Origin of the sequence: Dactylosporangium sp. NPDC049525, assembly GCF_040676755.1 — a bacterium.
Taxonomy (GTDB): domain Bacteria; phylum Actinomycetota; class Actinomycetes; order Mycobacteriales; family Micromonosporaceae; genus Dactylosporangium.
Genome location: NZ_JBFAPO010000004.1, coordinates 38,219 through 61,067 on the forward strand (window position 1 = coordinate 38,219; position 22,849 = coordinate 61,067).

At 73.4% G+C, this 22,849-nt stretch carries 22 protein-coding genes; 2 read left to right on the forward strand and 20 right to left on the reverse strand.

Translation table 11 applies throughout. The features are described from left to right. Positions 1–48: 48 nt before the first annotated feature. The gene (locus AB0K00_RS09085) at positions 49–3,054 is read right to left on the reverse strand and encodes a TIM-barrel domain-containing protein (RefSeq protein WP_363517774.1); all 3,006 of its coding nucleotides are present in this window, start codon (positions 3,052–3,054) and stop codon (positions 49–51) included. A 266-nt stretch (positions 3,055–3,320) separates the two neighbouring features. Here AB0K00_RS09085 and AB0K00_RS09090 point away from each other — a divergent pair, with 266 nt between their 5' ends. After that, complete coding sequence (locus AB0K00_RS09090) at positions 3,321–4,310, forward strand: LacI family DNA-binding transcriptional regulator (RefSeq protein ID WP_363517777.1); 990 nt, start codon at positions 3,321–3,323, stop codon at positions 4,308–4,310. A gap of 18 nt (positions 4,311–4,328) precedes the next feature. Here the strand turns inward: AB0K00_RS09090 and AB0K00_RS09095 are convergent, their stop codons facing one another. The 7 genes from AB0K00_RS09095 to AB0K00_RS09125 all read right to left on the reverse strand — a co-directional run bounded on the left by AB0K00_RS09095 (position 4,329) and on the right by AB0K00_RS09125 (position 8,932). Next, a complete protein-coding gene (locus AB0K00_RS09095; RefSeq protein ID WP_363517780.1) occupies positions 4,329–5,246 on the reverse strand; it encodes a GH25 family lysozyme in 918 nt (305 codons plus the stop codon). A gap of 84 nt (positions 5,247–5,330) precedes the next feature. Further along, entirely contained in the window at positions 5,331–5,951 is a 621-nt protein-coding gene (locus AB0K00_RS09100) for a dihydrofolate reductase family protein (protein WP_363517783.1), read from the reverse strand. After that, the gene (locus AB0K00_RS09105) at positions 5,951–6,439 is read right to left on the reverse strand and encodes an SRPBCC family protein (protein WP_363517786.1); all 489 of its coding nucleotides are present in this window, start codon (positions 6,437–6,439) and stop codon (positions 5,951–5,953) included. The genes AB0K00_RS09100 and AB0K00_RS09105 overlap by 1 nt, the downstream gene beginning before the upstream one ends. A 3-nt stretch (positions 6,440–6,442) precedes the next feature. After that, entirely contained in the window at positions 6,443–6,784 is a 342-nt protein-coding gene (locus tag AB0K00_RS09110) for a metalloregulator ArsR/SmtB family transcription factor (protein ID WP_363517789.1), read from the reverse strand. A gap of 72 nt (positions 6,785–6,856) precedes the next feature. Then, complete coding sequence (locus AB0K00_RS09115; protein WP_363517792.1) at positions 6,857–7,060, reverse strand: hypothetical protein; 204 nt, start codon at positions 7,058–7,060, stop codon at positions 6,857–6,859. A gap of 25 nt (positions 7,061–7,085) precedes the next feature. Further along, on the reverse strand, positions 7,086–8,372 hold the full coding sequence (locus tag AB0K00_RS09120; RefSeq protein WP_363517795.1) for a zinc ribbon domain-containing protein: 1,287 nt from the start codon (positions 8,370–8,372) through the stop codon (positions 7,086–7,088). Continuing rightward, complete coding sequence (locus AB0K00_RS09125; protein WP_363517798.1) at positions 8,369–8,932, reverse strand: hypothetical protein; 564 nt, start codon at positions 8,930–8,932, stop codon at positions 8,369–8,371. The genes AB0K00_RS09120 and AB0K00_RS09125 overlap by 4 nt, the downstream gene beginning before the upstream one ends. Positions 8,933–9,082: 150 nt before the next feature. Between AB0K00_RS09125 and AB0K00_RS09130 the strand changes: the two genes are divergently transcribed. Continuing rightward, positions 9,083–12,001 carry a BTAD domain-containing putative transcriptional regulator gene (locus AB0K00_RS09130; protein ID WP_363517801.1) on the forward strand — a complete coding sequence of 973 codons (2,919 nt, stop codon included), beginning with the start codon at positions 9,083–9,085 and terminating at the stop codon, positions 11,999–12,001. Between the two features lie 8 nt (positions 12,002–12,009). Here AB0K00_RS09130 and AB0K00_RS09135 read toward each other — a convergent pair whose 3' ends face one another. From AB0K00_RS09135 to AB0K00_RS09190, 12 genes are all read right to left on the reverse strand, one after another. Further along, positions 12,010–12,537 carry a phage tail protein gene (locus AB0K00_RS09135; RefSeq protein ID WP_363517804.1) on the reverse strand — a complete coding sequence of 176 codons (528 nt, stop codon included), beginning with the start codon at positions 12,535–12,537 and terminating at the stop codon, positions 12,010–12,012. Continuing rightward, entirely contained in the window at positions 12,534–14,504 is a 1,971-nt protein-coding gene (locus tag AB0K00_RS09140; RefSeq protein ID WP_363517807.1) for a putative baseplate assembly protein, read from the reverse strand. Before AB0K00_RS09140 ends, AB0K00_RS09135 begins: the two co-directional genes overlap by 4 nt. Beyond that, positions 14,501–14,932: a GPW/gp25 family protein gene (locus AB0K00_RS09145; RefSeq protein ID WP_363517810.1), complete on the reverse strand. Its 432-nt coding sequence runs from the start codon at positions 14,930–14,932 to the stop codon at positions 14,501–14,503. Before AB0K00_RS09145 ends, AB0K00_RS09140 begins: the two co-directional genes overlap by 4 nt. A gap of 2 nt (positions 14,933–14,934) precedes the next feature. Further along, the gene (locus AB0K00_RS09150; RefSeq protein ID WP_363517813.1) at positions 14,935–15,327 is read right to left on the reverse strand and encodes a PAAR domain-containing protein; all 393 of its coding nucleotides are present in this window, start codon (positions 15,325–15,327) and stop codon (positions 14,935–14,937) included. A 9-nt stretch (positions 15,328–15,336) separates the two neighbouring features. Beyond that, positions 15,337–17,067, reverse strand: a complete 1,731-nt coding sequence (locus AB0K00_RS09155) for a VgrG-related protein (protein WP_363517816.1) — start codon at positions 17,065–17,067, stop codon at positions 15,337–15,339. After that, positions 17,064–17,738 carry a hypothetical protein gene (locus AB0K00_RS09160; protein WP_363517819.1) on the reverse strand — a complete coding sequence of 225 codons (675 nt, stop codon included), beginning with the start codon at positions 17,736–17,738 and terminating at the stop codon, positions 17,064–17,066. Before AB0K00_RS09160 ends, AB0K00_RS09155 begins: the two co-directional genes overlap by 4 nt. Before the next feature lie 4 nt (positions 17,739–17,742). Next, the gene (locus AB0K00_RS09165) at positions 17,743–18,165 is read right to left on the reverse strand and encodes a phage tail protein (protein ID WP_363517822.1); all 423 of its coding nucleotides are present in this window, start codon (positions 18,163–18,165) and stop codon (positions 17,743–17,745) included. Between the two features lie 13 nt (positions 18,166–18,178). Beyond that, positions 18,179–19,099 (reverse strand): hypothetical protein, encoded by a 921-nt coding sequence (locus AB0K00_RS09170; protein WP_363517825.1) that lies wholly within the window; start codon positions 19,097–19,099, stop codon positions 18,179–18,181. Between the two features lie 1,123 nt (positions 19,100–20,222). Then, positions 20,223–20,369: a hypothetical protein gene (locus AB0K00_RS09175; protein WP_363517828.1), complete on the reverse strand. Its 147-nt coding sequence runs from the start codon at positions 20,367–20,369 to the stop codon at positions 20,223–20,225. Continuing rightward, on the reverse strand, positions 20,366–20,758 hold the full coding sequence (locus AB0K00_RS09180) for a hypothetical protein (RefSeq protein WP_363517830.1): 393 nt from the start codon (positions 20,756–20,758) through the stop codon (positions 20,366–20,368). Before AB0K00_RS09180 ends, AB0K00_RS09175 begins: the two co-directional genes overlap by 4 nt. 3 nt (positions 20,759–20,761) lie before the next feature. Further along, on the reverse strand, positions 20,762–21,202 hold the full coding sequence (locus AB0K00_RS09185) for a phage tail protein (protein WP_363517833.1): 441 nt from the start codon (positions 21,200–21,202) through the stop codon (positions 20,762–20,764). A gap of 13 nt (positions 21,203–21,215) precedes the next feature. Beyond that, positions 21,216–22,778: a phage tail sheath subtilisin-like domain-containing protein gene (locus tag AB0K00_RS09190; protein ID WP_363517835.1), complete on the reverse strand. Its 1,563-nt coding sequence runs from the start codon at positions 22,776–22,778 to the stop codon at positions 21,216–21,218. Positions 22,779–22,849 lie beyond the last annotated feature (71 nt).

Below are 22,849 nucleotides of genomic sequence, written 5' to 3' on the forward strand. Positions count from 1 at the left end.
GGGGCCGGCGGCGGGCCCCGCGCGCCCCCCCGCCCCCCGGCCGGTGTGTCAGGTGATGGTCAGGCTGTCGAGGTTCGCCCCGTTGGCGCCCGTGGTGCTCGCCCGGACCGCGACCTGGCTGCCGGCGGGCAGGGCGGCGGTGAACGAGGTGGTGCCCCAGGTGTCCCAGGACCCGGTCGGGTTGAACGCCAGCGCGCTGTTCACGGTGCCGCCGTTGACCGAGATGGCGAGGGGGCGGTTGGCGCCGCCGCCGTTGGCGTACCGGAATGTCAGCGTCCTGGTGCCCGCGGTGGGGACGTTGACGGTCCACTGGACGTAGGCGCCGCTGGCCGCGGTGTCGGCGAAGTCGACGAAGCCCGTTCCGGTGTAGTCGGGGTGGCGGGTGTCGATGACGGCGCCGCTGAGCACGGCCCGTTCCGCCTGGTACACGGTGCCGCCGGTGGCGGCCGGGAAGGGCGATCCGCTCGGCTCGACCGTGGCGGCCACGCCGCCGCCGACGACGGTGGGGATGGACGGGGTGACGACGGTCAGGATCTTCCTGGCGGCGTCCCACACGGTGCCGCCGCCGCTGGTGATGGCGGTCGCCTCGCTGGTGTAGGACGGCAGGGTGGCGCCGCCGTTGACCCGCATGCCGATGGCGGCGGCGAGCCCGTGGACCCGCACGACGTACCGGCGCGTGGCGGGTGCGCCGGTGTAGGTGCCCTGCGGGTGCCTGATCGTGGTCCGGGTCGCGGCGTCGGTCCAGGTCAGGGTCGTGACGCTCTTGGCGCCGGCGACGCGGTAAGACTCGGTGACGCCGTCGTCCTCCACCAGGTTGAAGCTGCCGTCGGCGCCGGCGTAGACCTCCAGCTCCAGCTGCTGCTTGTTCAGGAAGGCGGTGCTCTGCGCGTACTGGTACCGGGGCAGGATCGCGCCGGCCTTGACGAACAGGATGATCTCGCCGGTAGAGGTGACGTAGGGCAGGTCGACGGCGTCCGTGCCGACGTGCTTGATGTCGGCCCAGAAGTTGTACCAGGTGCTTCCCGCCGGCAACCAGACGTTCTGGGTGCCCCCGCCGTCCTGCGTCAACGGCGCGACCAGCAGCGACGGCCCCCACAGGTACTGCAGGTCGTGGGTGTATGCGGCGGCCCGGTTCTGGTAGTCGATGACCATGGCGCGGGCCATCGGCATGCCCGTGGCGGCGGCCTCGTGGGCGATGCTGTAGATGTACGGCAGGAGGGTGTACCGCAGCTCGCCGTACTTGCGGAAGTCGGCCTGGATGGTCGCGTTCTGGTCGAGTGGCCAGCGGGAGGCGATCGCGCCCTGGGAGGTGGTGCTGGCCCCGCTGTGCGGGCGCCAGATCGGTGACAGGCTCGACCAGGCGGCCGGCCAGTTGCGGTAGAACGGCTCGGAGATCAGGCCACCGGCGCCGCCGTGGAAACCGCCGCCGTCGATGTTGGCAAACGGGAAGCCGCCCAGCCCGCCGACCAGCATGCCCCTGATCTGCTGGCGCATCTCGTCGTAGGTGGAGGCGATGTCGCCGGTCCAGTAGTGGCCGTAGCGCTGCTGCCCGGCCGACGCGCCTCGGCTCCAGGTCCACGGGCGCTTGGCGACGCCGACGTGACCGGCGGTCTGCGGGTCCCAGCCCTCCTCGCCGACGCCCTTGTGCAGGTAGAAGAAGTACGCGTTGCGCAGCTCCGACCATTTCTTGCCGCCGGCGCTGTCGGCGTTGAACGGGATGGGGCCCAGCTCGTCCACCTCGTCGAGCCACAGGCCGTCGCCGGGGTAGTGCAGGGCCGGGTTGAGGGCCTTGGACCAGAAGACGCTCCACACCCAGACGCGGGTGGCGGGGTTGCTCCAGTCGGGCACCGAGCCGCTGTCGGCCACCCCGGTGAGGTCGGCGGCCTTGAAGCTGTAGCCGGGCGGTGGCCCGCCCACCCAGCCGGCCATGAGGTTGGAGTTGTTGCGGTTGTAGTCCAGGGTCATCGTCACGCCGTTGGCCGCGGCCCACGCCTGGTAGCCGGCCGGGTCGGGCCACCGCACGGAGCTGAACTCGAACCACGACCCGCCCCACGCGCCGGTGCCGGCCCGCCAGCGGTTGTCGTTGACGTGGTGGTCGAACGGGAACCCGGCGTTGCGATGCTGGGTGATCTTCGTCCGCCACCAGTTCTGGTCGCTGACATCGGGAAAGCCCTTGTCGGACATGTGCAGGCCGAAGATGGACAGCTGCGGCAGGCGTGGACGTCCGGTCAGCTGGGTGTACCGGTCGAGGAGCTTCGCGAACTCGGGGCCGTTGATGAGGAAGTAGTCCAGCTGCGGCCGGGCACCGGCGGTGCCGTGGTCATCGGCGGAGAACGCGTAGTCGCGGGCGGTGCCGTTGGCGAAGGCGAAGGTGGTGTCGAAGGTCGTGTTGACGAAGACGCCGTAGCCCTTGGTGGACAGGTAGAGCGGCACGATCGCGGGTGCCTGGTCGCCGCGGGCGGCACCGTAGTTGTGCGACACGACGTCACCGGTACGGTCGAGCTTGGGTGAGCGCCCGTACAGGCCGTGCCCCGCCTTGACGAAGTGCTCGTCGGCGGGTGGCGGGACGAAGGCCTCGGTGACGACGCTGTTGTTGGTGCCGCCCCAGGTGATGCTGCGGGTCGCGTCCTCCTTGGCGAGCAGCGCGCCGGTGCCGCGGTGGTAGAACTCCAGCCGCAGCGGGTTCTTCTGCAGCACGATCCGGATGCCGTCCGCCGCGCCGGTGACGGCGGTCAGGGTGGTGCCGTCGTCGGTGACGCTGAGGCTGCCGCCCATGCCCGCGTGGTTGGCGGGGACGACCATCTCGTACCGCGTGTCGGCGAAGAACGTCTCGCCACTGCGGATCGCGCGGACCCGGACGATCTGGTTGCCGTACGCGGTGATCCTCAACCGCTGGCCCGTGTTGCTGGTGACGGTGACGCTGCGGGCGTCCGTGACGTGGCCGGCGTAGTTGCCCAGTTGTTCCCCGACTGCCGCGTCGGCCCGGGACGGCGCGCCGGCGACGGCCCCGATCGACAGCCCGGCGGCCACGCCGAGCACGTTTCTTCTCTTCATCGCATCGACTCTCCTCGACAGGTGCGGGCGAATCCGTTGCGCTGGTGGCGGTGTCTGATGCGCAACAGAGCGCGCGGCGATTTGGGTCTCCAGGCGGGTTGGCGGTTGGAGCGCCTGGAAACGGTTCCCACAGTGGGCCGCCCGAATCAGTTTTGTCAATACCTTGCAATAGGCCGGTTTCGTATCGACGGATCTCGTGCTACGGTCGGCGAACTGACAAGATCTGGAACCGGTTCCAGCGGCCGTGACGCGATGAGGAGCCGCCGATGGCAGCGACGATCAAGGATGTCGCCCGGCTGGCCGGGGTCTCCCAGTCGTCGGTGTCCCGCGCGCTCGCCGCGCCGGACCAGGTGCGCGCCGAAACCCGCGCGCGGGTCGAGCGGGCCGTCGCGCAGCTCGGCTATGAGCCGAACCGGATCGCCCGGGGTCTGAGCACCGGCCGCACCGGCACCATCGGCTTCCTGGTGCCCGACATCGCCAACCCGCTCTTCGCCGGCATCGTCAAGACCGCCCAGCGCCGGGCCCGCGACTTCGGCCTCGCGGTGCTCCTGGCCGACTCCGACGAAGACCCCGCCACCGAGCTGGACCTCATCCGGACGCTGACGAAACAGGTCGACGGCTTCGTGCTGTGCGCGCCCCGCGCCGGCGACGACGACCTTCGCTCCGTGTGCGGCGACCTGCCGGTGGTCCTGCTCAACCGCCGGGTCGGCCAGCTGCCGTCGATCATCTTCGACAACGCCGACGGCATCCGCCAGGCCCTGGCCCACCTCGCCGCGCTCGGCCACCGCCGCGTCGCCTACGTCGCCGGCCCGCGCACCTCATGGGTCAACCGGGAGCGGCTCCGCGCCGTGCGGACCGTCGCGGCCGGCCTGGACCTCGAGGTGGTCGAGGCCGGCAACGTGTCGCCCGACTTCGAGGGCGGCGTCGCCGTCGCCGACCTGGTCCTGGCCACCGCCGTCACCTCCGTCATCGCCTACAACGACATGATCGGGCTGGGCCTCGTCAGCCAGTTCCGTGCCCGGGGCGTCACCGTGCCCGGCGACATCAGCATCGTCGGCTTCGACGACATCCCGGCCTCGGCCCTCGTCAGCCCCGCGCTGACGACCGTCAGCCAGCCGAAGGACCAGTGCGGCCGGGCGGGCATCGACCTGCTCGCCGACCTGCTCAACGAGCGGGAGCGCCCGGGCAGCGCCCGCACGTCCCTGCCGACCCGCCTGATCGTGCGCGCCTCCACCGGCCCCGCCCCGCGCCCATAAGGCGTAGCCACCGGGCGTTCAGCCGCCCGGCGGGGGTGGCCAGGCGAGAGCCCGCAGCGCCGCCGGGCCGCCGTTGACCACGTCCCGGTCGTGGCTGTGCCGGCGGTCGGGGTCGCCGGGCTGGTACTGCCAGAGCGCGAACGTGCTCCACCCGGCGGGCAGCGCCGGGCTCTTCGCGGTGTACCCGGCGATGTCGAGAGGGTAGCCGCCGAACGACGTGTCGTTGCCGGTGCACGGGTTCCACCAGTGGGTGTTCGTGTAGATCATCGGTTTGCGGCCGATGCCGGCCTCGATGCGGCCGATGAACGCGCGGATCCAGGCGCGCAGCTGGGCGGGGGTGAGGTCGTAGCAGTCGTCGGTGCGCACGCCGGCGTACGGCCACTCCAGGTCGACGAACGGCACCAGCGTTCGCGCGTCGCGGGTGAAGCGGGCGTGCCGCAGGAAGTGTTCGGCCTGGCCGACGGGGTCGCCACGGTCCGGGCGGGCGTACACGTAGGCGCCCACATACCGCCCGGCCCGGCGCGCCGCCGCGTAGTCCGTGGCGAAGTGCGGGTTGACATACGTGCCACCCTCGGTGGCCTTGATGTAGACGAACTCGCTGCCGGCGGCGACCTCGGTCGGCCAGTGGATGCCGAACCGCCGGTGGTCGTGACTGGACACGTCGATCCCGCCGACCGGGAACCCCGCTGGACGTCCCGCCTCGATCGAGGCGACGGCCTCGAGCACCGGTGGTTCGACGGGCGGCGCCATCGCCGGCAGTACCGCGGACGCCACCCCCCACACGGGTGTCGTCACCATCAGCAACCCGAACGCCACCGCACGTCGCTGCCCGGGCGTGAGGCCGATGGCGACCTGCCGCACCCGCCGTGCCACCGTCATCAGGCCTGCGGCGACGTCACGGGCCCGCCGCCACGCCGTCACCGCAGACCTCGCCACCGCTCCAGTGTGCCTGCCCGCTGCACACTCGGCACGCCTCGCGGCTGGTGACCGGTGTCCGTCCGTCGTGCTGCTACCGCGCTCCTACCGCTCCCGGACGGTGTAGGTCAGGTGCGTCACCTTCGGGGAGTGCTCCGCGCGGACCTGCTCCAGGGCTACCCGGCCGGCGTCCACGCCCTCGAACAGGCGGACCCCGGAGCCGAACAGCACGGGCGACAGCGCGATCGAGAACTCGTCGATCAGGCCGGCGTTCACGTACTGCAGGATCGTCGCGCCGCCACCCGCGACGCGGACGTCCCGGTCGCCGGCGGCCTCGCGGGCCTGGTCGAGCGCGGCCTCGATGCCGTCGTTGACGAAATGGAACGTCGTGCCGCCGGGCCGCTCCCACGGGTCACGCTTCTCGTGCGTCACGACGAACACCGGCGTGTGGAACGGCGCCTCCTGCGGCCACGCGTGCTCGCCGGCGTCGAACATGCGCTTGCCCATCACGCTCGCGCCGGTGCGCAGATACGTCTCCCGCAGGATGTCGTTGTCGCGCCCTTCCTCGCCGCCCTCGCCGAACTTCAGGTTCTCCCGGAAGAACCGCTGCGGGAAGACCCACTGCTGCAGCTCCATCCACTGCGGCCCCATCAGGTCGTCAAGGGATCCGGGCGCGACGAACCCGTCCAGCGACATCGACACGCTGAAGAACACCTTGGCGGCCATCAGCCCTCAGTTCCTTCCGAATTGACCTTCCGGACGTTCTCGGTGACGTAGGCAGCCAGGTTGCCCAGCGTCTGCTGGCCGCCCTCGACCGCGTGGTACTTCTCGACCGCCTCGTCGCGCAGTTCCCTGGTGGGGAACACCGTGCGCATCTCGATCCGGGTCGCCGCCCCGTCGGGCGCGAACGTCAGGACCGACTCGAAGGTGTTCGGGTCGCCGCTGGACTCGCCGTGCAGCAGCGCGATCCGCTCCGGCGGGGCGATCTCGGTCCAGGAGATCCACTCCTGGTAGTCCGTCCCGTCCGGCCCGTGCATCACGAAGTCCCAGGCTCCGCCGACGCGGAACTCGAAGGACCGTGTGGTAGTGGTGAACCCCTCCGGTCCCCACCACCGCGACAGGTGCCGCACCTCGGTGAACGCCTCGAACACCAGCTCCGGTGGGGCGTCGATGACCCGGGAGATGACGATCTCGCGGTCGGCCGTCGTGCTCATCAGCTACTTCTCCTGCCTTGCCTGCTTGAGGTCCTGCACATACGCGTCCAGCCGGTCGAAGCTCTCGTTCCAGAACTGCTCGAACCCGCCGGCCCACTCGTGGACCGGCCGCAGCCCGCGGGCGTCAAGGCCGTAAAGGCGCTGCTTGCCCGCCCTGCGGTCCCGCACCAGCCCGACCTCCCGGAGCACCCGCAGGTGCTTGGACGCCCCCGGCTGGCTCATCCCCAGCTCCTGAGCCAACTCGGTCACCGGCCGCTCACCCGCCCGCAGCAGCACCAGGATCTCCCGCCGCTGCGGCTCCGCGATCGCGTTGAAGACGTCCGACGTCGTCGCTGCTCGTGCCATGACCGCCATCATATTCCGATAACGGTATGCGTCAAGCCGGAGCGCGATCCCGCCCAGCTGGACGGTGTGCGTTTACAACTGGGGAACCACTCGCAGGACGGTGCCGGTCGCGGTGTCGATGATCACCAGGAGGCCGCCGCCCCGGGCGTACCTCGGGTCGCTCAGCAGGACCTCCGCCGCCGGCTCGCGGGTGAGCACCTCGGCGTCCGGCAAGGACTCGCGACCCAGCTCGGACGCGGCCGCCCGGGCAACGGCGATGAGCTGCGCATCCGTCACCAGATCAGCGTAGTGGCGAGCTCCGCTACGTGCGGGCCTTGAACGTGACCTCCGCGAGGCTCACCAGGCCGTCGCCCTGGTCGGCCGGCGGGTACACGTCGACGATCAGCAGCTGGACGAAGGTCGCGCCGCGGGCCTTCAGGTCGAACGTCTGCGGGCCGGCCGTGTCGGTCAGGTCGAGCTGCCGGCAGCTGCCGTCGGCGAGGCGCAGGTCGATGATCCGCGGGCGGGCCTGCGACGTCCGCCGGTCGTTGTCGGCGGGCAGCCCGGCCCGGATGACGACCTGGTCGAGGTCCGACGGCTTGCGGAAGGCGATCACCAGCGCCGGCGCGCCGCCCGGCCGCTGGCACGGTGGGCCGGCCGCCGGTGCCGGCTGCCACGGGGTGCCCCACGCCCGGCTGGTGTTGCCGTCCGTGGCGAACCGGACCTCGAACCCCGGCGGGTCGGCCGTCTTCGGTTCGGTGCCGACGGACTCGACGGCGACCTCGCCGTACCGGTGCGGGAGCACGCGGTCGGCCTGCTGCTTCGCCTTGGTCCGCAGGTCGGGGCTCCAGGGGCCGAACTGCGACACCCCGATGCCGACCGCGGCGAGCACGAAGGTCAGGCGGACGAACTGCGCCCGGGCCGAGACCGCCGCGTCGTAGACCCACCGCGCGCCGCCGTTCGCCTGCAGCATCGCCTGCTTGAAGCTGCGGTCGGTGCCGAATGCGTCGCGGATTCTGCGGTACCAGGGGCGGCGCTCCGCCTGCTCGTCCTGCGCCGGCGGGGCCGGCGGAACCAGCGACGCGCCGCAGCGGCAGAACCTGCGGCCGTCGGGCACCCCGTGACCGCAGCGCGGGCACACGGTCCCGCCGGAGCCGGACGGCGCGAAGTCGCTCGGCGCGGCCCAGGTCGACGGGGCGGCCGGGCCGGTCTCCTGCGGCAGCACCGCACCGACGTCGGCGCCCGACGGCGCCGGCTGCCGCCCCCACGGTGAGGTCCGGGTCGGCTGGGACACCCGCCGGACGGTGAACGGCTCGGCCGAGCGGCGGACCGTGCCGAACCCGCCGGTCCGCGGCGGCGGCGCCCACGGGTTGGGCTCGGGCGCCGGCGCGGACCGGTCAGCGGCGGCCCCCGCCACCGATGGTTCCGACCGGCCGGTGGCCTCCGCCGGCGAGACCGGCGACACCGGCGAGACCGGCGATACCGTTGGCGTGGGCGGTGGGGTGGCCGGCTCGCGCCGGGACCGGGCCCAGCCCAGGTAGGCGCGGCAGGTCGCGCAGTGCAGCGCGTCGTCGGCGTTCTCCCGGTGGCACCGCGGGCACTCGATCATCCGGTCACCTCCCACGGCGGCCGGACCTGCGGGTCACGGGCGATCTCCTCGTCCAGCGCGTCGGGGTCGGCGACCCCGCCCAGCTCGTCCGGGTCGGCGAACCCGGCGAGGAACGCCTCGGCGTCGACCGGCCGGCCGGCGGCGTCCACGATGGACAGATCGACGGCCGGCCCGGTGACGGCGCCGATCATCGAACCGGCGGCGACCGGACCCTCCCGGACCACGGGCCGCACGCCATGGAAGCCGTACTCGAGACCCGCCGCCGTCCGCAGCCGCAGCACCGCGTCGCCGGGCGGCGAGGAGATCGTCCCGGCCTCGACGGCGTGCACAGCTGCGCCCGGCGCCGTGTCGAACCGGACCAGACCGTCCGCGGCGGGCAACGCGACCGGTACCCCGGCGAACGGGTGGAAGTGGGTCCCGGCGAGCGGCCGGGGCGCGGCCGGCACAGCCGCCGGGTGGGACGGCACCACCGGTCGCGGACGTGGCCGGACGGCCGCCGGTGCGCCGGGCGCGAGGAGGGCGGCCAGGTCGTCCGCGTCGTCGGTCGGATCAGTCGTCACCGCTCCGCGTCGCCTCGCTCCTCGATCGTCAGACGGAAATGCACCTGGAGTGGCGTTGCGGCCGTACCGTGGACACCGCACGCCGGATAGAAGGATATCGTTCGCAAGGTCGCGTTGGGGAGCGCGGCTGGACCGTGGGGGAACCGGGACTTGATCGATCCGCTGAGCACGGCCGCGCAGGCGCCCCGGCTCGTCCGGGCCAGGGTGCGGGCGCCGCAGCCGCAGGGTCTGCGCCGGCGCCGGCTCGTCCAGCCGCTCGTCGGCCCGGCCGCGCCGCAGCTGACCCTGATCGTCGCGCCCGCCGGCGCCGGCAAGTCCACGCTGCTCGGGCACGTCGCCGAGGCGGCCGGTGGTCCGGTCGCCTGGCTCACCCTCCGGCCCGACGACGGCGGTCCCGGCCCGGTCCTCGCCCAGCTGCGGGCCGCGTTCGCCGGCGCCGTCCCCGGCCTCGCCGAGCAGTGGCCGACCGCCGACGCGGCCCTCGCCGACCTGGACGCGCTGCTCACGGTGCCGGTGCTGCTCGTCATCGACGACCTGCACAGCGCCCGCGAGCCGGTGCTGCGGGTCGCGGTGGAGCCGTTCATCGAGTATCAGCCGGACCTGCTGCGCATCGCCCTCGGCTCGCGCTGCACGCCCGACCTCGACGTGACCCGGCGCCGGCTGGCCGGTTCGATGGTCGAGCTGGACGCCGACGCGCTGCGGTTCCGCACCTGGGAGGTCGACGAGCTGTTCCGCGGCTGCCACGCGGTCGTGCTCCGGCCGCGCGAGGTGACCGAGCTGACCCGGCGGACCGCGGGCTGGGCCGCCGGATTGCAGCTGTTCCACCTGGCGACCCGCCGCCAGCCGGCCTCGACCCGCGCCGAGCTGCTCGCCGGGCAGCGGGCCGGTTCCCGGCTGACGCAGGAGTACCTGACCCGGCACGTCCTCGACCGGGTCGGCGACGACGTGCGGGACTTCCTCGTCGCCACGAGTGTGCTCGACGAGCTGACCGCCCGCCGCTGCGACCAGTTGCTCGGCCGCGACGACTCGGCGGCCCGCCTGGTCGAGCTGGAGCGCAACGGGCTGTTCACGTTCGCCGAGATCGACGGGCAGGTGTTCCGCTACCACGACGTGCTCCGCGCGCACCTGCTCGACGAGCTCGCCGTCCGGCACGGCCGCCGGCACGCCCGCGACCTGCACCGCCGCGCCGGTCAGCTGCTGGAGGCGGAGGGAGCGTTGACCGCGGCCGTCCGCGCGTACTGCCGGGCCGAGTCGTGGCAGGACGTCCGCCGGCTGCTCGCGACCGGTGGCCCGACCCTCGCCAGCGCCCCCGGCCCGTGGGTCGACCTGCTGCCCGAGTCGATCCGCGACCAGGACCCGTGGGTGCTGCTCGCCCTCGGCCGGCGGCTGCTCGCCGAGGGTGCCCTGGAGCGGGCGGCCGAGATGTACCAGCGGGCCGTCGACGGTCTCGGGCCGGTCAGCGGCGCCCGGGCCGAGACGGAGCTGCGCCGGCTGCGGGCCTGGATGCGCCCGGCGCCCGGGGTGGTCAGCGACTGGGCGTCCGTCGCCCGTGGCCTGCTCAGCGACCCGCGCCGGCACCTGCCCGCGGTGCCGGCGGACGGCACGGCGACGGCCGGGCTGCTGCAGGCCGCTGGGCAGCTGCTGGCGGGTGAGTTGACCGCCGCCCGCGCGACGCTCGCCGCCCTGGACGAGCACGGCCCGCTCACCCCCGCCGTGCAGGTCGGTGCGCTGCTCGGGGAGGCGATCGCGGCGGTGCTGTCCGGCGCGTCCGACGCCGAGTCCCTCGTGTACGAGCAGCTCACCGCCGCGACGAAACGCCTCGACATGCCCCTGGCGACGAGGCTCGCGCACGGGCTGCAGGCGATCGCCGCCGCGGACCTCGACACGGTGCGCTACATCGAGGGCGAGTGCCGGCAGGCCGAGGATCCGTGGGGCGGCGCGGTGCTGCGGCTGCTCGCCGAGGTCGCCGCGCTCGGGCTGGTCGGTGCCGGCGACGCCCGGGTGGCCGCCCTCGCCGAGCTTGCCGGACGCTTCGACGCCCTCGCCGCGCCGGCCCTCGCCGCCTGGGCAGCAGCGGCCGGTGCGGCGGCCGGGGCCATCGCCGGGCAGCCGCCGGACCGGGACCGCCTCGCCGCCATCGAGGTCGCCGCCAGGGCGCTGGGTCCGTTGCCGTACGCGCTGACCCTGCTCGCCACCGACCCGACCGGCGGCGCCGGCGAACCGGCGGGCGGGGCGGCGCGCGCCAGGGAACTGGCCGTGCGGATCGCGGAGCAGTGCGGCGCCGGCGCCCTCGTGGCGGCGATCGCCGACCGGCTGTCGGGACCCGCTGACGTCGGCGCCCGCGGCGGCGGTCTGCAAGGTGGGTTGCGGGTGCGGTGCTTCGGCGCGTTCCGGGTCGAGGCAGACGGCGCCGAGCTGGACCTCGCCGCGCTGCGCCCGCGCCACCAGGAGCTCTTGCGGCTGCTCGCGTTGAACGCGAACCGGACCGTGCACCGGGAGCAGATCGTCGAGTGGCTGTGGCCGGGCCGGGCCGCCGAACGGGGTCTGCACAGCCTGCAGGTGGCCGTGAGTGACCTGCGCAAGCTCCTCGAACCGGACACCCAGCGCGGGGACTGGGCCCGGCTGCGCCGCGAGCACGCCGGGTACCGCCTCGTGCTCGACGCCGACGAGGACTGCGACGTCCGCGGCATCGACGACCAGCTCCGGCAGGCCCGGCGCGCCGCGCAGCAGGGCGACCCGGGCGCCGCCGTCGCCGCCCTGGACGTGGCCCTGGCGCTGCACACCGGCGAGCTGCTGCCCGACGACGGGGCGGCTGACTGGGTGGTGCCGGAGCGGGACCGGCTGCACGGCGACCTCGCCGACGCCTGCGACGTTGTGGCCGGGGCTCTGGCCGGTGCGGGCGGGCACGCCGAGGCTGCCCGGCTGGCGCGTCTCGGCCTGGTGCACGACCGGTACCGCGACGGCCTGTGGCGCCGCCTGATCGCCTCGTTGCAGGAGTCCGGCAACCCGGCGGAGGCGACGACGGCGGAGGCGGCGTACCGCACGATGCTGGCGGAACTCGCCGTCTGAGGCGTGGGTCAGGCGTACGTGATGACGTGCGGCACCTGGGCCGGTTTGGCGGCGGCGACGATCCGGTCGAGCACGTCCCGGTCGATCGCGGGGTCGGCGCGGACCCGCACGGTGAGCGCGGTCGCCGGCGCGCCCGGCAGCGGGCCGTTCGGGCGGGTGGAGAACGCCACCCCGCCGGTGTCGGTGACCTCCGGCTCTTCCCCGGTGTACGCGCAGACGGCGGCGGCCACCCCGCGCAGCGTGCCCCGCCACAGCACCGCCTCGACCGCCTTCGTCAGGTGCGCCCGCAGCCGGTCGGCGGGCCAGCGCTCGTCGACCGGGACCCCGAGCCAGCCGCTCAGCCAGCGCAGGAAGTCCTCCGGTGCGTACCGCGGGTCGAGGTAGGCGTCGAGGTGGTCGAGGGTGGCGAAGACCGGGGCGAGGACGTCGTCGAACGCGGCGACGAACTCGCTCGTGAACCGGCTGCCGAAGAACGCCGGCGGCAGGCCCGTCGCCAGCGGATGCGGCGAGTCAAGCCCCGGCACCCCGGCCCTCATGCGGCCACCTCCGACGGGGTGGCGACGATGTCGTGCTCGACGCTGAACACCAGGTGCGTCGCCTCCAGGTCGATCCGGTCGCCAGCGGGGGAGAGCTCCTTCGTCAGCGGGTTGGCCCGGAACAGCACCGCCTCCTCGACGAAGTCGACGCCGGGCACCCGGCCGAGCACCGCGTACACCTCGCCGACCTGCACCGGCCGGCCGAACGGCCAGCCGTCGCCGCGCGGGCCGCCGGTCAGCGGGTTGAAGTAGCCGTACAGCGCGGTCGCCGCGGCCTGCTCGACCCGCTCGGGGGCGGCGTCGGGCCGGGTGCGCAGCCGCACGTCGAAGCGGATGCCGACGTAGCTGGGCGGTTCGACGCTGACCCGCACGCCGACCATCCGCCGCTCCTCCAGGGCCGCGACGACCCTGTCCCGCACCGACTCCGGCAGGCGCAGCCGGCCCAGCGCGATCCGGCCGTCGGGGCTCGGCGCGTCCGGCACGACGAGCACCCGCAGACCGTCCGCCGCCGCGCCGCCCGCCGGCACACACCGCACCCTGGCCAACGACGGTGCCGCCTGCCGGGTCAGGTACTCGTAGTCCTCCGCCGTCACCGCCCGGTTGCGGGAGCGCAGCTCGATCGGCCCGCGCAGCTTCGCCTCCTCGACCGTCTCGCCGTCCACCCCGCCGGTCGCCGCGAGCCGGTTGTACACCGTCGCCACGTACGGGATCGACGAGCGCAACACACCCACCATCCGGGGCGCCACGTTGCCGCGGGCGCCGCCGCCCGTCCAGTACCGGCGGACCCGCAGCACGGCGCCCTTCGGCGGGACGGCACCGTAGCGGCGCAGCGTCCCGTCGGCGCTGCGCACCACCGGCCCGAAGGTCAGCTCGCCGGTCGTCGGCTCGACCGCGAAGTGCCGGTCCTCGGCCGTGCTCTCGGCGAACGTGTCGACCCGCGCCCACTCCTGCCACTCGGCCGGGTCGACCGAAGCGCCATCGAGGACCTCCAGCACGACCTGGTCGTCCGGCATCCGCAGCACCGGCGGGTGCAGCACGGCGAAGGTCTGCCCCGAGGTCCCGTCGGACACCCCGACCACCTCGGCCGCTACCGGGTCCGCGTTCACCGCAGCGACGTCCCCGCCGATGGTGGCCGCGGTGCACGAGACGATCAGCGGCGAGGAGCGGTACGGGCGCCGCCCCGTCGCCTCGACGACCGTGCAGCGCAGCCAGGCGGCGGTCGCGGTGCCGACGCTGGTGATCGTGTGCCCGGCCGGCACGTGCACCTCGACCCCGCCGGAGACGTTGAGCCCCTTCGTGTCGTCGCGTTCGAGGGTGCACTCGCTCCATTCGGTGCCAGTCCACGCCTCCCAGCGCAGCGGCGGCGCGCTCGGGTCGATGCCGTGCCCGCCGATGCGGCAGACGAACTGCAGCAGCACGATGGCGCCGGGCGCCGGCCGGTCGAGCCCGACGTACAGCGCGTCGCCGACCTGCGGGCGCTCGGCGAAAGCGGGGAACGGCGCCCCGACGCCCATCGCCGCGGTCCGGTCGGCGAACCCGCCGTCGGCCGGCAACGTCGCCACGATCCGCGACACCGCCGGCACGATGACGAGCTCGTCGGTGGTGGCGAAGGAGATCGCCGGCTGGCCCGGGGTGCGCAGCGTCGACACGACACTGCCGGCCGGCACGCGCACCGGCACCGGCTGGTGCGACGACAGCCGGAACGACATCTCCACCCGCGCCGCCGCCGGCTCGAACAGCGTCACCCCGAGCAGTTCGAGGAACTTGACGTAGTTGCGGTCCGGGACGCGGTTCAGCCGGTACAGCAGCTGATCGGTCATCCACGCGAACGTCTCGACCAGCGTCACGCCGGGGTCGGACACGTTGTGGTTCGTCCACGTCGGACAGCGCCGCTGGATGTGGTGCTTGGCCTCGTCGACGAGCTGCTGGAAGGTGCGGTCGTCGAGGTTCGGCGCGGGCAGGTTCACGGACGGCCCCCTGGGTGCGCGGGGTGCTCGGGGTGCTCGGGAATCACGTAGAACGGGAACACCAGGTTGCGCCGGTCGTTGGTGGAACGCACCGTGTACCGCACGTCGATCCACAGCGTCGACGGCTCCTGCGGGTCGGCGGTGACGGCGACGTCGTCGACGACGACCCGCGGCTCCCAGCGCACCAGCGAGGTGACCACCTCGGCGGCGATCAGCGCGGCCGTGGAGGCGTTCGCCGGCGCGAACACGAACTCCTGCAGCCGGCAGCCGAACTCGGGGCGCATCGGCCGCTCGCCCGGCGCCGTGGCGAGCACCAGGTACATCGCCTGCTCCAGCTCGTCCGGCCCGGAGACGACGGCGATCGCACCGGTCGGGTCCGTGCCCACCGGCCAGCTCCAGCCGGTGCCGACGAAACTGTTGTCCCGCATCTTCACAGTCCTATCTGGACGGTCGCGGCCGAACCGGTGACCTGCGCCGGGACGTTGCCGCAGCCGGTGACGAGGCAGCCGGAATAGGCCGCCGGCCTGCCTTCGAACCGCACTGTCGCGCTGCCGGTCACGACCTTGCCCTGCTGGGCGTTCGGCAGCAGGAACGGGTCGCTGGCGTGCAGGCCCGGGTGCGGCGGCTGGTTGAGCCCGCCGCTGTCCTGCACCGCGGCCGCCCGCCCGTTGATCTGGACACTGGTGGCCAGCCCGGTCGTCAGCGGCGCGGTGAACGGCAGCGGCGCCGGTGCCGGCATCGGCGCCCCGGACGGGCTGGGCACCTGGTGCAGCACGCACTGCCCGACGATCTGGTCGTTCGCCACCACGGCGGCCGCGCCCATGGATGCTCCTCAGTTCAGTTTGATGGTGGTGCCGGTGACGACCACGTCGCCGGAGCCGCCGTCGAGGGTGAGTCCCCGGCCGGCGCTGACCGTGCCCTTGCCGTCGCCGTGCAGGGTGAAGTCCTTGTCGGCGGTGACCTTCGCGTTGCCCTTGGCGTGGATCTCAACGTCGCCCTCGGCCTCGATCCGCAGCGCCTTGTTCGCCGCGTCAAGCACCAGGGTGACCTTTTTGCCCGCCGCGTTGATCGCGATCGACTCCGTCCCGTCGGTGTCGGTGAACAGCACCTCGTGGCCCTTGCGGCTGCGGAACGCGCGGACGTTCACCACGCCCGCGCCGGTGTCGACCGCCTCGACCGGTGGCGGGTCGACCCCGTTGTAGAGGCCGCCGAGCACGTACGGGCGGCGGGTGTCGCCCTGTTCGAAGCCGACGAGCACCTCGTCGTCGACCTCCGGCAGCAGGACGAGCCCACGGTCGGCGCCGGCGCCGAGCTGCAGCACCCGCACCCAGTCCGACTCGTAGTCGTCGGACAGCCACGGCAGCCGCAGCTTCACCCGGCCCCGCGCGTCCGGGTCGGCGACGTTGGTGACGATCCCGACGACCAGACCCGCCACCGGCTGCCCGCCGGGCCGCCGGTCCTCGCCGGTGACCAGGCCGAGCAGGGACCGGTCGTGCCGGCCGCTGACGGTGAAGCTGGTGCGGTACCCCCGGTGGTCCCACATGTGCCGGGCCCGGGAGACGGTCACCTTGCCGTCGAACCGGCCGCCGGTGCGCCCCAGGCTCACCGCGGCGCCGGCGACGATCCGCGGGTCACCGCGGGCCACGCCCTCGGCGTGCACGAACGTGCTGGCGAGCCGTTCGGCCTGGGCGGCGGCAACCGCGTCGCACTCGGCCTGGTCGGTCAGCGGCAGGTCCACGGTGACGTGCCGGGAGGTGCCGAACCGTCCGGCGGTCGTGTCCGGCTCGTCGGCGAGCTTCGCCGAGCGGGTGCGGGCCGGCGCGGTCGCGACGAGGGCCCGCTTGTGCTCCGGGTCCCAGCCGCGCACCTCCACCTCGGCGACCTGCTGCGCGGCGCTCACCCGGGCGCTGAGCTGCTCCAGGTTGCCGCCGGGCACCAGCGCCAGCCGGTCCGTGCCCTGGTAGTCGCCGGGTTCCGGGGCGCCGTCCGCCTCCGCCGACTGCATGAAGTCCAGGGCGCCGCCGACGACGCGGACCGTGAAGTCGATCTCCCGGGCCCGGCGGGTCAGCAACTGCCAGTGGGTCTCGTTGACCTGGGCGAGGTGGTCGTGCACGACCGACGTCGGGGTGATCGTGCCGACCTTCAGGCCGGCGGCGCGGGCCAGCTGGGTCGCCAGGTCCGAGTCGGCGACGTTCTGATACGTCGTGGTGTGCACCCCGTTGTACAGCCCGTACGAGCCGTCGTAGGCGACCAGGGTGGTGAACGCGCCACGGTCGTCGTACTCGAAGCCCAGGTGGTACACGAGACCCTCGAACACCGCCTCGCCGACCTGCTCGCCGGTCCGGCCGGCCGACACCTCGACGGTGGCGTGCAGGTCGATGCCGCTGCGGCGCAGCAGGTCCCGGGCCGGGTCGTCGAACACCACGCGGCAGGAGTCGGGGCCGCCCTCGTCGCTGTCGACGGTCACCTGCCGCACGCACGCCTGCACCGCGGCCTCCAGCTGCCGCCCGTCGACGCTGATGATGGGCCGGGCCCCGAACGTCCGGCCGTTGCCCGGCATCATCGCAGCTCCGTCGGGTCGGGCAGGAGCAGCTCGCGGCCGGCCGGCACCCGCAGCGGGTTGTCGATGCCGTTGGCGCGGGCGATGTCCCGCCAGCGGGCCGCGTCGCCGTACACCGCGAACGCCACCGACTGCAGCGCCTCCCCGCTGCGCAGCAGGTGGCTGCGGCGGGACCGGTCGCTGCCGGACGTCGGGTTCGTCCGGGCCGGCGGGGTCGCCGTCGACTCCAGGGTCAGGCTGACCGACGCGCGGATCGGCCGGCCGTCCCGGGCGAACAGCTCGTAGGTGACGTCGACCTGTTTCAGGTGCCCGCGGAACGTGTGGGCGCCGTTGATGGTCAGCTGCCCCCAGGTGAACTGCAGCTCCGGCGGGCTGGGCGCGTGCTCGCCCGGGTCGTCGTCCGGCCCGGTCCAGCGCAGCAGTCGCTCCACTTCGGACAGTACGCTGCCGGCCGGCTGTTTCTCGACCGCGTCGAGCAGGATCTGCAGCCGCAGCTGGGTGGCCTGGGTGCCGCGGAACTGGGCGGGCGGGTCACCGCCGCCGCCCTGCGTCGGCTCCCGCCGGAACTCCGCCTGCCGGCTGAAGCTGATCGTGGTCGGGTTGAAGTGGAAGTCCACCCGGGACAGCGGGTTGCGGACCTCCTGCAGGAAGGACTTCGCCTTGGGCAGCTCCATGACGTCAGCCCAGCTGCCCGTTGTGCGCGAACTCGAACGCCTCGATGGCGACCTTCGCGGTCTCCGTGGAGAAGCTCGGCCCGGTGTACTTCACCGGCCACACCCCGACGAACGTCCACTCCGCGACCGGCTCGCCGTTGTCGTTGAACGCGACGACGGTGGCCGTGTGCCGGCGGGTGCCGATGCCCTTGGCGAGGAGGTGGAACCAGGCGCCGAGGGCCTTGGACTGCAGGTCGACGGGGCGGCTGAGCTTGATGTTGCCGAACTTCAGCCGGCCCGGAAGCTGGTGGACGAAGCCGTTCTCGCCGCCCTCCTGGTAGGTCTTCACCTCGTATTCGGCGGTGAGCCCGTCCAGCGCGGTGAACGAGCCGAGGTCCTGCCCGTCGATGGTGACGTTGAACCGCAGGGTGTTGGCCGGGTTGCCCATGTCGTCGTGCCTCCTATCGGTCGGCCAGGATGCCGCGGCGTTCGCGTTCCAGGAGCAGGTTGCTGCGGAGCCGGCGCTCGATCCGGTCGTACAGCTCGTCGGCCATGGCCGCGAGGTCGACCGGCCGGTCCACTGTGGACGACTGTGCGGCCGGGGTGGCGTCGTCGGGTGGCGGGTCGAAGACCACGCTGCCGTCGGGGTCCCGACGGGCGATCCCGCCGGCGACCGCGACTTCGCCCGGGTCCTGCTGCTCCGGTACCGCTGCCGCCCGCGCGACGTGCACGTCCACTGTGGACGCCGAAGGGGGCGCCGGTGACCGGTGCACGGGTAGTCCGAGGCCGGCGGGCGCGGCCGGCCCGGCGGTGCGACCGGTCGGACCACCGGCGGTCGGATCGGCGGTCCGGGCGAGGACCCTGCCGGTCGTGTCGGTGCCTCCGACGTCCGGGATGTGGGCCGGGGCGATCGTCGCCGCGGGGGCCGGCTCGGACGGACTGGTGGTGGTCGCGGTCGCGGTCGCGGTCGCGGTCGCGGTCCGGGCGAGGGTGACCGGGATCGTCGGGCCTGTCGCGACGGGGCGGGTGCCTGTCGGCGTGGCAACTGGCGGGTCGTCGTCTGCCGGGTGTTCCGCGGCCGGCCGGCCGGAGTCCGGGGCGGCCGCGGGCCGGTGTGCGGTGCCGGCGGGGGAGCGGGACACCGGCACGTCCGACCGGGTGAGCGGGGCGGCGCCGGGACGGGCGGGAGCCGGCGCTGGGGTGTCCTCGCCGGCCGGCGGCGCGACGGCCAGCCGGCGGACCGGCACCGACGGCGGCACGGATCCGGAGGACCGCGAGGGCGGCGCGTCGAGGTCATCGGCCTTCGAGGAAGCGTCGGGCGTCTCTGGTGCGTCGGGTGCGGGCGGCGCAATGGCCCGCGACAGGGCCGCAGGCCCGGACATCGGAGCGGGTCCAGATGGCGCAGCACGTCCCGACCGCGCAGGAGGTCCAGACAGCGCATCAGGTCCGCCCAGCACATCAGATCCCGACGGCGCGGCAGGTTCCTGCGTCGCATCAGGTCGGGGCGGCGCCAGAAACGTCGGCAGGTGCCCTGGACCGGGGGCAGCGGACCGGGAAACGGGGTGGCCGGGTCCGGACACCGGCCGGCCGAGGCCGAGCCGTGGGGGCTGGATGCCGGCCACCGGCTGCGGACCGGTCGGCATGAAGGTCCCGCCGGTCGGCTCAACGTCCGGCTGAGTGCCACGGGCGGGCGCAGGCCACGCGGTGGCATCCACGGACGCCTGCCGGTGCACCGCCGCCGTGTCGGAACCGCCGGACGATCGGCTCGCCGCCGCCTCGGCACCGGCAGCTGCAGACCCCGCAGTGTGCCCACGGGATCCTTCCGTGTGCCCACCCGACTCGCTGAGCGGCAGCCCGGCAGGCACATCCGCCGCCGGCGTCGGCAGGTCGGTCGTCGGAATCGGTTGTGCGGACCGGTGCACCATTGCCGGCAACGACCGCGGCGCGGGCAGCGCCGGCAGGCCCACCGGAGGCTCGGCAGCGGGCGGTCCGGCCACCACGTCCCCCGAGGAACCAGGCGCTCGCAAGGAACCTTGAGCCGCTGTGTCCGGTGCGGGTCTGTCCGGTGCGGCGGTCCGTTCGATCCCGAACGCCGAGCGCAGCCGTCCGCCGATACCGGCCGGACGCCCCGCCGGCGCGCCAGGATCCGCGGGCGCTTCGGCGGCACGGGCGGAGGTGAGCGGGCTCGGGCCGGCCGGGGCCTTGGTGTGCCGGACCGAGACCGTCGCCAGGCCCGACACGACCCCGCCGACGTCGGCGGACACCTGGTGGCCGAGCGGCTGCAGCGCGGTCGGCGCCGCGGACCGGCTCACCAGCCCGCGGGCGAACCCGCCGGGGTCGGTGCCGGTCGGCGCGGCGCGCACGGTCGTGGCGAGCGGCGGCAGGGTCGCCCAGGCCGGCTGTCCAGGCCGCTGCGGTGCCGCGGCCGGCGTGGCTGCCGGTACCGACGCCGACGGGCCGGCCGGCGACCGGCCGAACCGCTCCCGCAGCCTGGCGAACATCGACTCACTCCTCGTTCAGCAGCCGCCGTGCGGCGGCCAGGAAATGCTGGCGGTCCCGGTGCTCCAGGTCGAGGATGTCGTCCATCGACCAGTGCAGGGCGGCGGCGACGTACGCGACCTCGTCGAGCAGCTGGGCGGTCGCGTACGTCACGATTCCCCCGCCGCACCACCTGCCACGTCGACCGAGAAGTCGTGCCGGCAGGCGGGGCAGACGACCGCGGCCCGGGTGTGCCCCTCCTGGTTGATCCGGCGGTACAGGTCCTGCAGGAACGCCAGGTCCGGGGTGAACAGCCCCTCGATGACGGCCGGGGTCACCGACGGCACGGTGCCGAGCTGGGTCGTGGTCCGCGACAGCAGGAGCACGGTGAGGTACGCCTCGTTGTCCCGGACCCGCGGGTCGCGCAGCGGCGCGATCTCGTCCCTGGCGCGGGCCATCCGCATCGTGCCGTGCTTGTGCACCTGGCCGTCGTCGTCGACGTACCCGACCGGCAGCTCGAACGCGAACTCGGTGCGCAACCCGGTCTCAGCAACGGTGGACATGGCCTACGCGACCTCGAGACCCTCGTGGACCAGCGTGATCTCCTCGAGGATGATCTCGCTGCCGCCCGCCTGGAGGCTGCCGATGCTCACCTTCGACGGCCACGCGTTGATGATGTTGAACCGGGCCTTCTCGCCCCGCTCGTAGTCGTAGAGGACCACCGAGGCGTTGCGGCGGGCGCTGTCGATCTTCCCGTCCTGCACCTCCTTGATCCAGGCCCAGAACGCGGGGTTGTCGGTCTTGCCGCGCTTGAGCGTGATGTCGCCCCACTTGCGGGCTCCGGGCAGCTTCTTGATCACCGGGATGCCCTTCGCCTTGTTCTCCCGGTGCTCGATCACCTGGATCTCGGCGCTGAGCCCGGTGACCTCTTTGAACTGGGCGATCGTGACCCGGTCGATCTCGATCTGAAAGGCGTAGTTGCCGATTGCGTCTTCACCGATGGCCATAGCAGCCGTCCTCCTACTCGTCGACTCCGCCACCGCTGGGCAGCTGAGCGATCCGGAACACCACGAACTCGGCCGGCTTGACCGGCGCTATGCCCACCTCGATGACCACGTAGCCGGCTTCGATCGACTCCGGGGTGTTGGTCTCCTCGTCGCACTTCACGTAGTACGCCTGCGCCGGCGTCGCACCGAACAGCGCGCCGTCGCGCCACAGCCCGAGCAGGAACGCCGACACGGTGCGCTTGATGCGCTGCCAGAGGTCGTAGTCGTTGGGCTCGAAGACCACCCATTGGGTACCGGCGAGGATCGACGACTCGACGTAGTTGAACAGCCGGCGCACGTTGACGTAGCGCCAGGCGCTGTCGGCGGACAGGGTGCGGGCGCCCCAGACCAGGATGCCGCGGCCCGGGAACGCCCGGATGACGTTGATGCCGGCCGGGTTCAGGTCGTCGTGCTCGCGCCGGTTGATGTGCACCTCGAGGTCGGTGGCGCCGGCGACGACCTCGTTGGCGGGTGCCTTGTGCACGCCGCGGGTGTCGTCGTTGCGGCCCCAGATGCCGGCGATCGCGCCGCTGGGCGGCATCAGCCGGCTCTCCCGCAGCGACGGGTCGTAGAACGTGCACCAGGGCCAGTAGACCGTCGCGTATGCCGAGTTGAACCGGGCCTCGTCGCGGACCCACTCGACGACGTCCTGCGCGCTCATGCCCTTCGGCGCGTCCAGGATCGCCATCCGGTTCTTCATCGTCTCGCAGTGGGTGACGAGCGCGTTCTGGACCGCCTTCACGCCGTCGAGGCCGATGTGCCCGCTCTCGTAGGCGGCCATCAGGTCCGGCACGACGACCATCGTCGCGTCCTCGACCGCGGTCAGCGCCTCGAACCCGGAGCGGGCGATCTCGTTGCCGAGGTAGTCGGCGGGGGTCAGGCGTACCGGCAGCACGTCGCCGCCGCGCAGCACGACCTCGCCGGTGCTGGGTGTGCGTTCGGCGACCGGGACGGCGGTGATCTCGGTCGCCCGGACCAGCTCGGAGCGCTGCAGCTCGGTGACGAGGTCGCGGCGGCCCTTGCGGGGGCTCACCTCATACCGCTCGACCTTCGCGCCCTGGCGGACCTCGACGGTGTAGTTGCCGTCGGCCGGCTCGGCGTCGCCGTCCTTGGCGGGTTCGGCGGGTGCCTGTGCGCCGCCGGAGCGTTCGACCCGCACGCTGATGCCGGCACCGGCGGCGCCGGGCTCGACCGCCTCCAGCTGGTACACGGCCTGGCCGGCGCGCACGGCGCTGGTCAGTTCGGCGCTGGCGCGCTGCGGTTCGGCGGCGGCGTCCTCGCCGACCCGCACGACGTAGCAGGCGCCGCCCTGGTTGTTGAAGTACTGGTACACCGCGTGCGGCAGGTACGCGCCGTCGACCCACTCGCCGAAGGTCTTGACGAACTGGCCCCAGTTCACGATTTTGACCGGCTTGTTGTACGGGCCGTCCTTCGTGATGCCGACGAACGCGGCGACGGCGGTGCCGACGCCCTCGATCGGGCGTGAACCGGCCTGCACCTCTTCGATGTACACGCCGGGGGAACGGTAGTTGGGCATGTCACTCCTCCATCAGGCCGTCGGTTCACAGGGTCCCGGCCGTGGGGGCGCTCGCGAAACGGCGGACGCCT

Excerpts from the sequence above, each read along its gene's own strand:
- AB0K00_RS09085 (WP_363517774.1), bottom strand. The coding sequence starts at position 3,054 with ATGAAGAGAAGAAACGTGCTCGGCGTGGCCGCCGGGCTGTCGATCGGG.
- AB0K00_RS09090 (WP_363517777.1), top strand. The coding sequence starts at position 3,321 with ATGGCAGCGACGATCAAGGATGTCGCCCGGCTGGCCGGGGTCTCCCAG.
- AB0K00_RS09100 (WP_363517783.1), bottom strand. The coding sequence starts at position 5,951 with ATGGCCGCCAAGGTGTTCTTCAGCGTGTCGATGTCGCTGGACGGGTTC.
- AB0K00_RS09105 (WP_363517786.1), bottom strand. The coding sequence starts at position 6,439 with ATGAGCACGACGGCCGACCGCGAGATCGTCATCTCCCGGGTCATCGAC.
- AB0K00_RS09110 (WP_363517789.1), bottom strand. The coding sequence starts at position 6,784 with ATGGCACGAGCAGCGACGACGTCGGACGTCTTCAACGCGATCGCGGAG.
- AB0K00_RS09120 (WP_363517795.1), bottom strand. The coding sequence starts at position 8,372 with ATGATCGAGTGCCCGCGGTGCCACCGGGAGAACGCCGACGACGCGCTG.
- AB0K00_RS09135 (WP_363517804.1), bottom strand. The coding sequence starts at position 12,537 with ATGAGGGCCGGGGTGCCGGGGCTTGACTCGCCGCATCCGCTGGCGACG.
- AB0K00_RS09145 (WP_363517810.1), bottom strand. The coding sequence starts at position 14,932 with ATGCGGGACAACAGTTTCGTCGGCACCGGCTGGAGCTGGCCGGTGGGC.
- AB0K00_RS09150 (WP_363517813.1), bottom strand. The coding sequence starts at position 15,327 with ATGGGCGCGGCCGCCGTGGTGGCGAACGACCAGATCGTCGGGCAGTGC.
- AB0K00_RS09155 (WP_363517816.1), bottom strand. The coding sequence starts at position 17,067 with ATGATGCCGGGCAACGGCCGGACGTTCGGGGCCCGGCCCATCATCAGC.
- AB0K00_RS09160 (WP_363517819.1), bottom strand. The coding sequence starts at position 17,738 with ATGGAGCTGCCCAAGGCGAAGTCCTTCCTGCAGGAGGTCCGCAACCCG.
- AB0K00_RS09165 (WP_363517822.1), bottom strand. The coding sequence starts at position 18,165 with ATGGGCAACCCGGCCAACACCCTGCGGTTCAACGTCACCATCGACGGG.
- AB0K00_RS09170 (WP_363517825.1), bottom strand. The coding sequence starts at position 19,099 with ATGTCCGGGCCTGCGGCCCTGTCGCGGGCCATTGCGCCGCCCGCACCC.
- AB0K00_RS09180 (WP_363517830.1), bottom strand. The coding sequence starts at position 20,758 with ATGTCCACCGTTGCTGAGACCGGGTTGCGCACCGAGTTCGCGTTCGAG.
- AB0K00_RS09185 (WP_363517833.1), bottom strand. The coding sequence starts at position 21,202 with ATGGCCATCGGTGAAGACGCAATCGGCAACTACGCCTTTCAGATCGAG.
- AB0K00_RS09190 (WP_363517835.1), bottom strand. The coding sequence starts at position 22,778 with ATGCCCAACTACCGTTCCCCCGGCGTGTACATCGAAGAGGTGCAGGCC.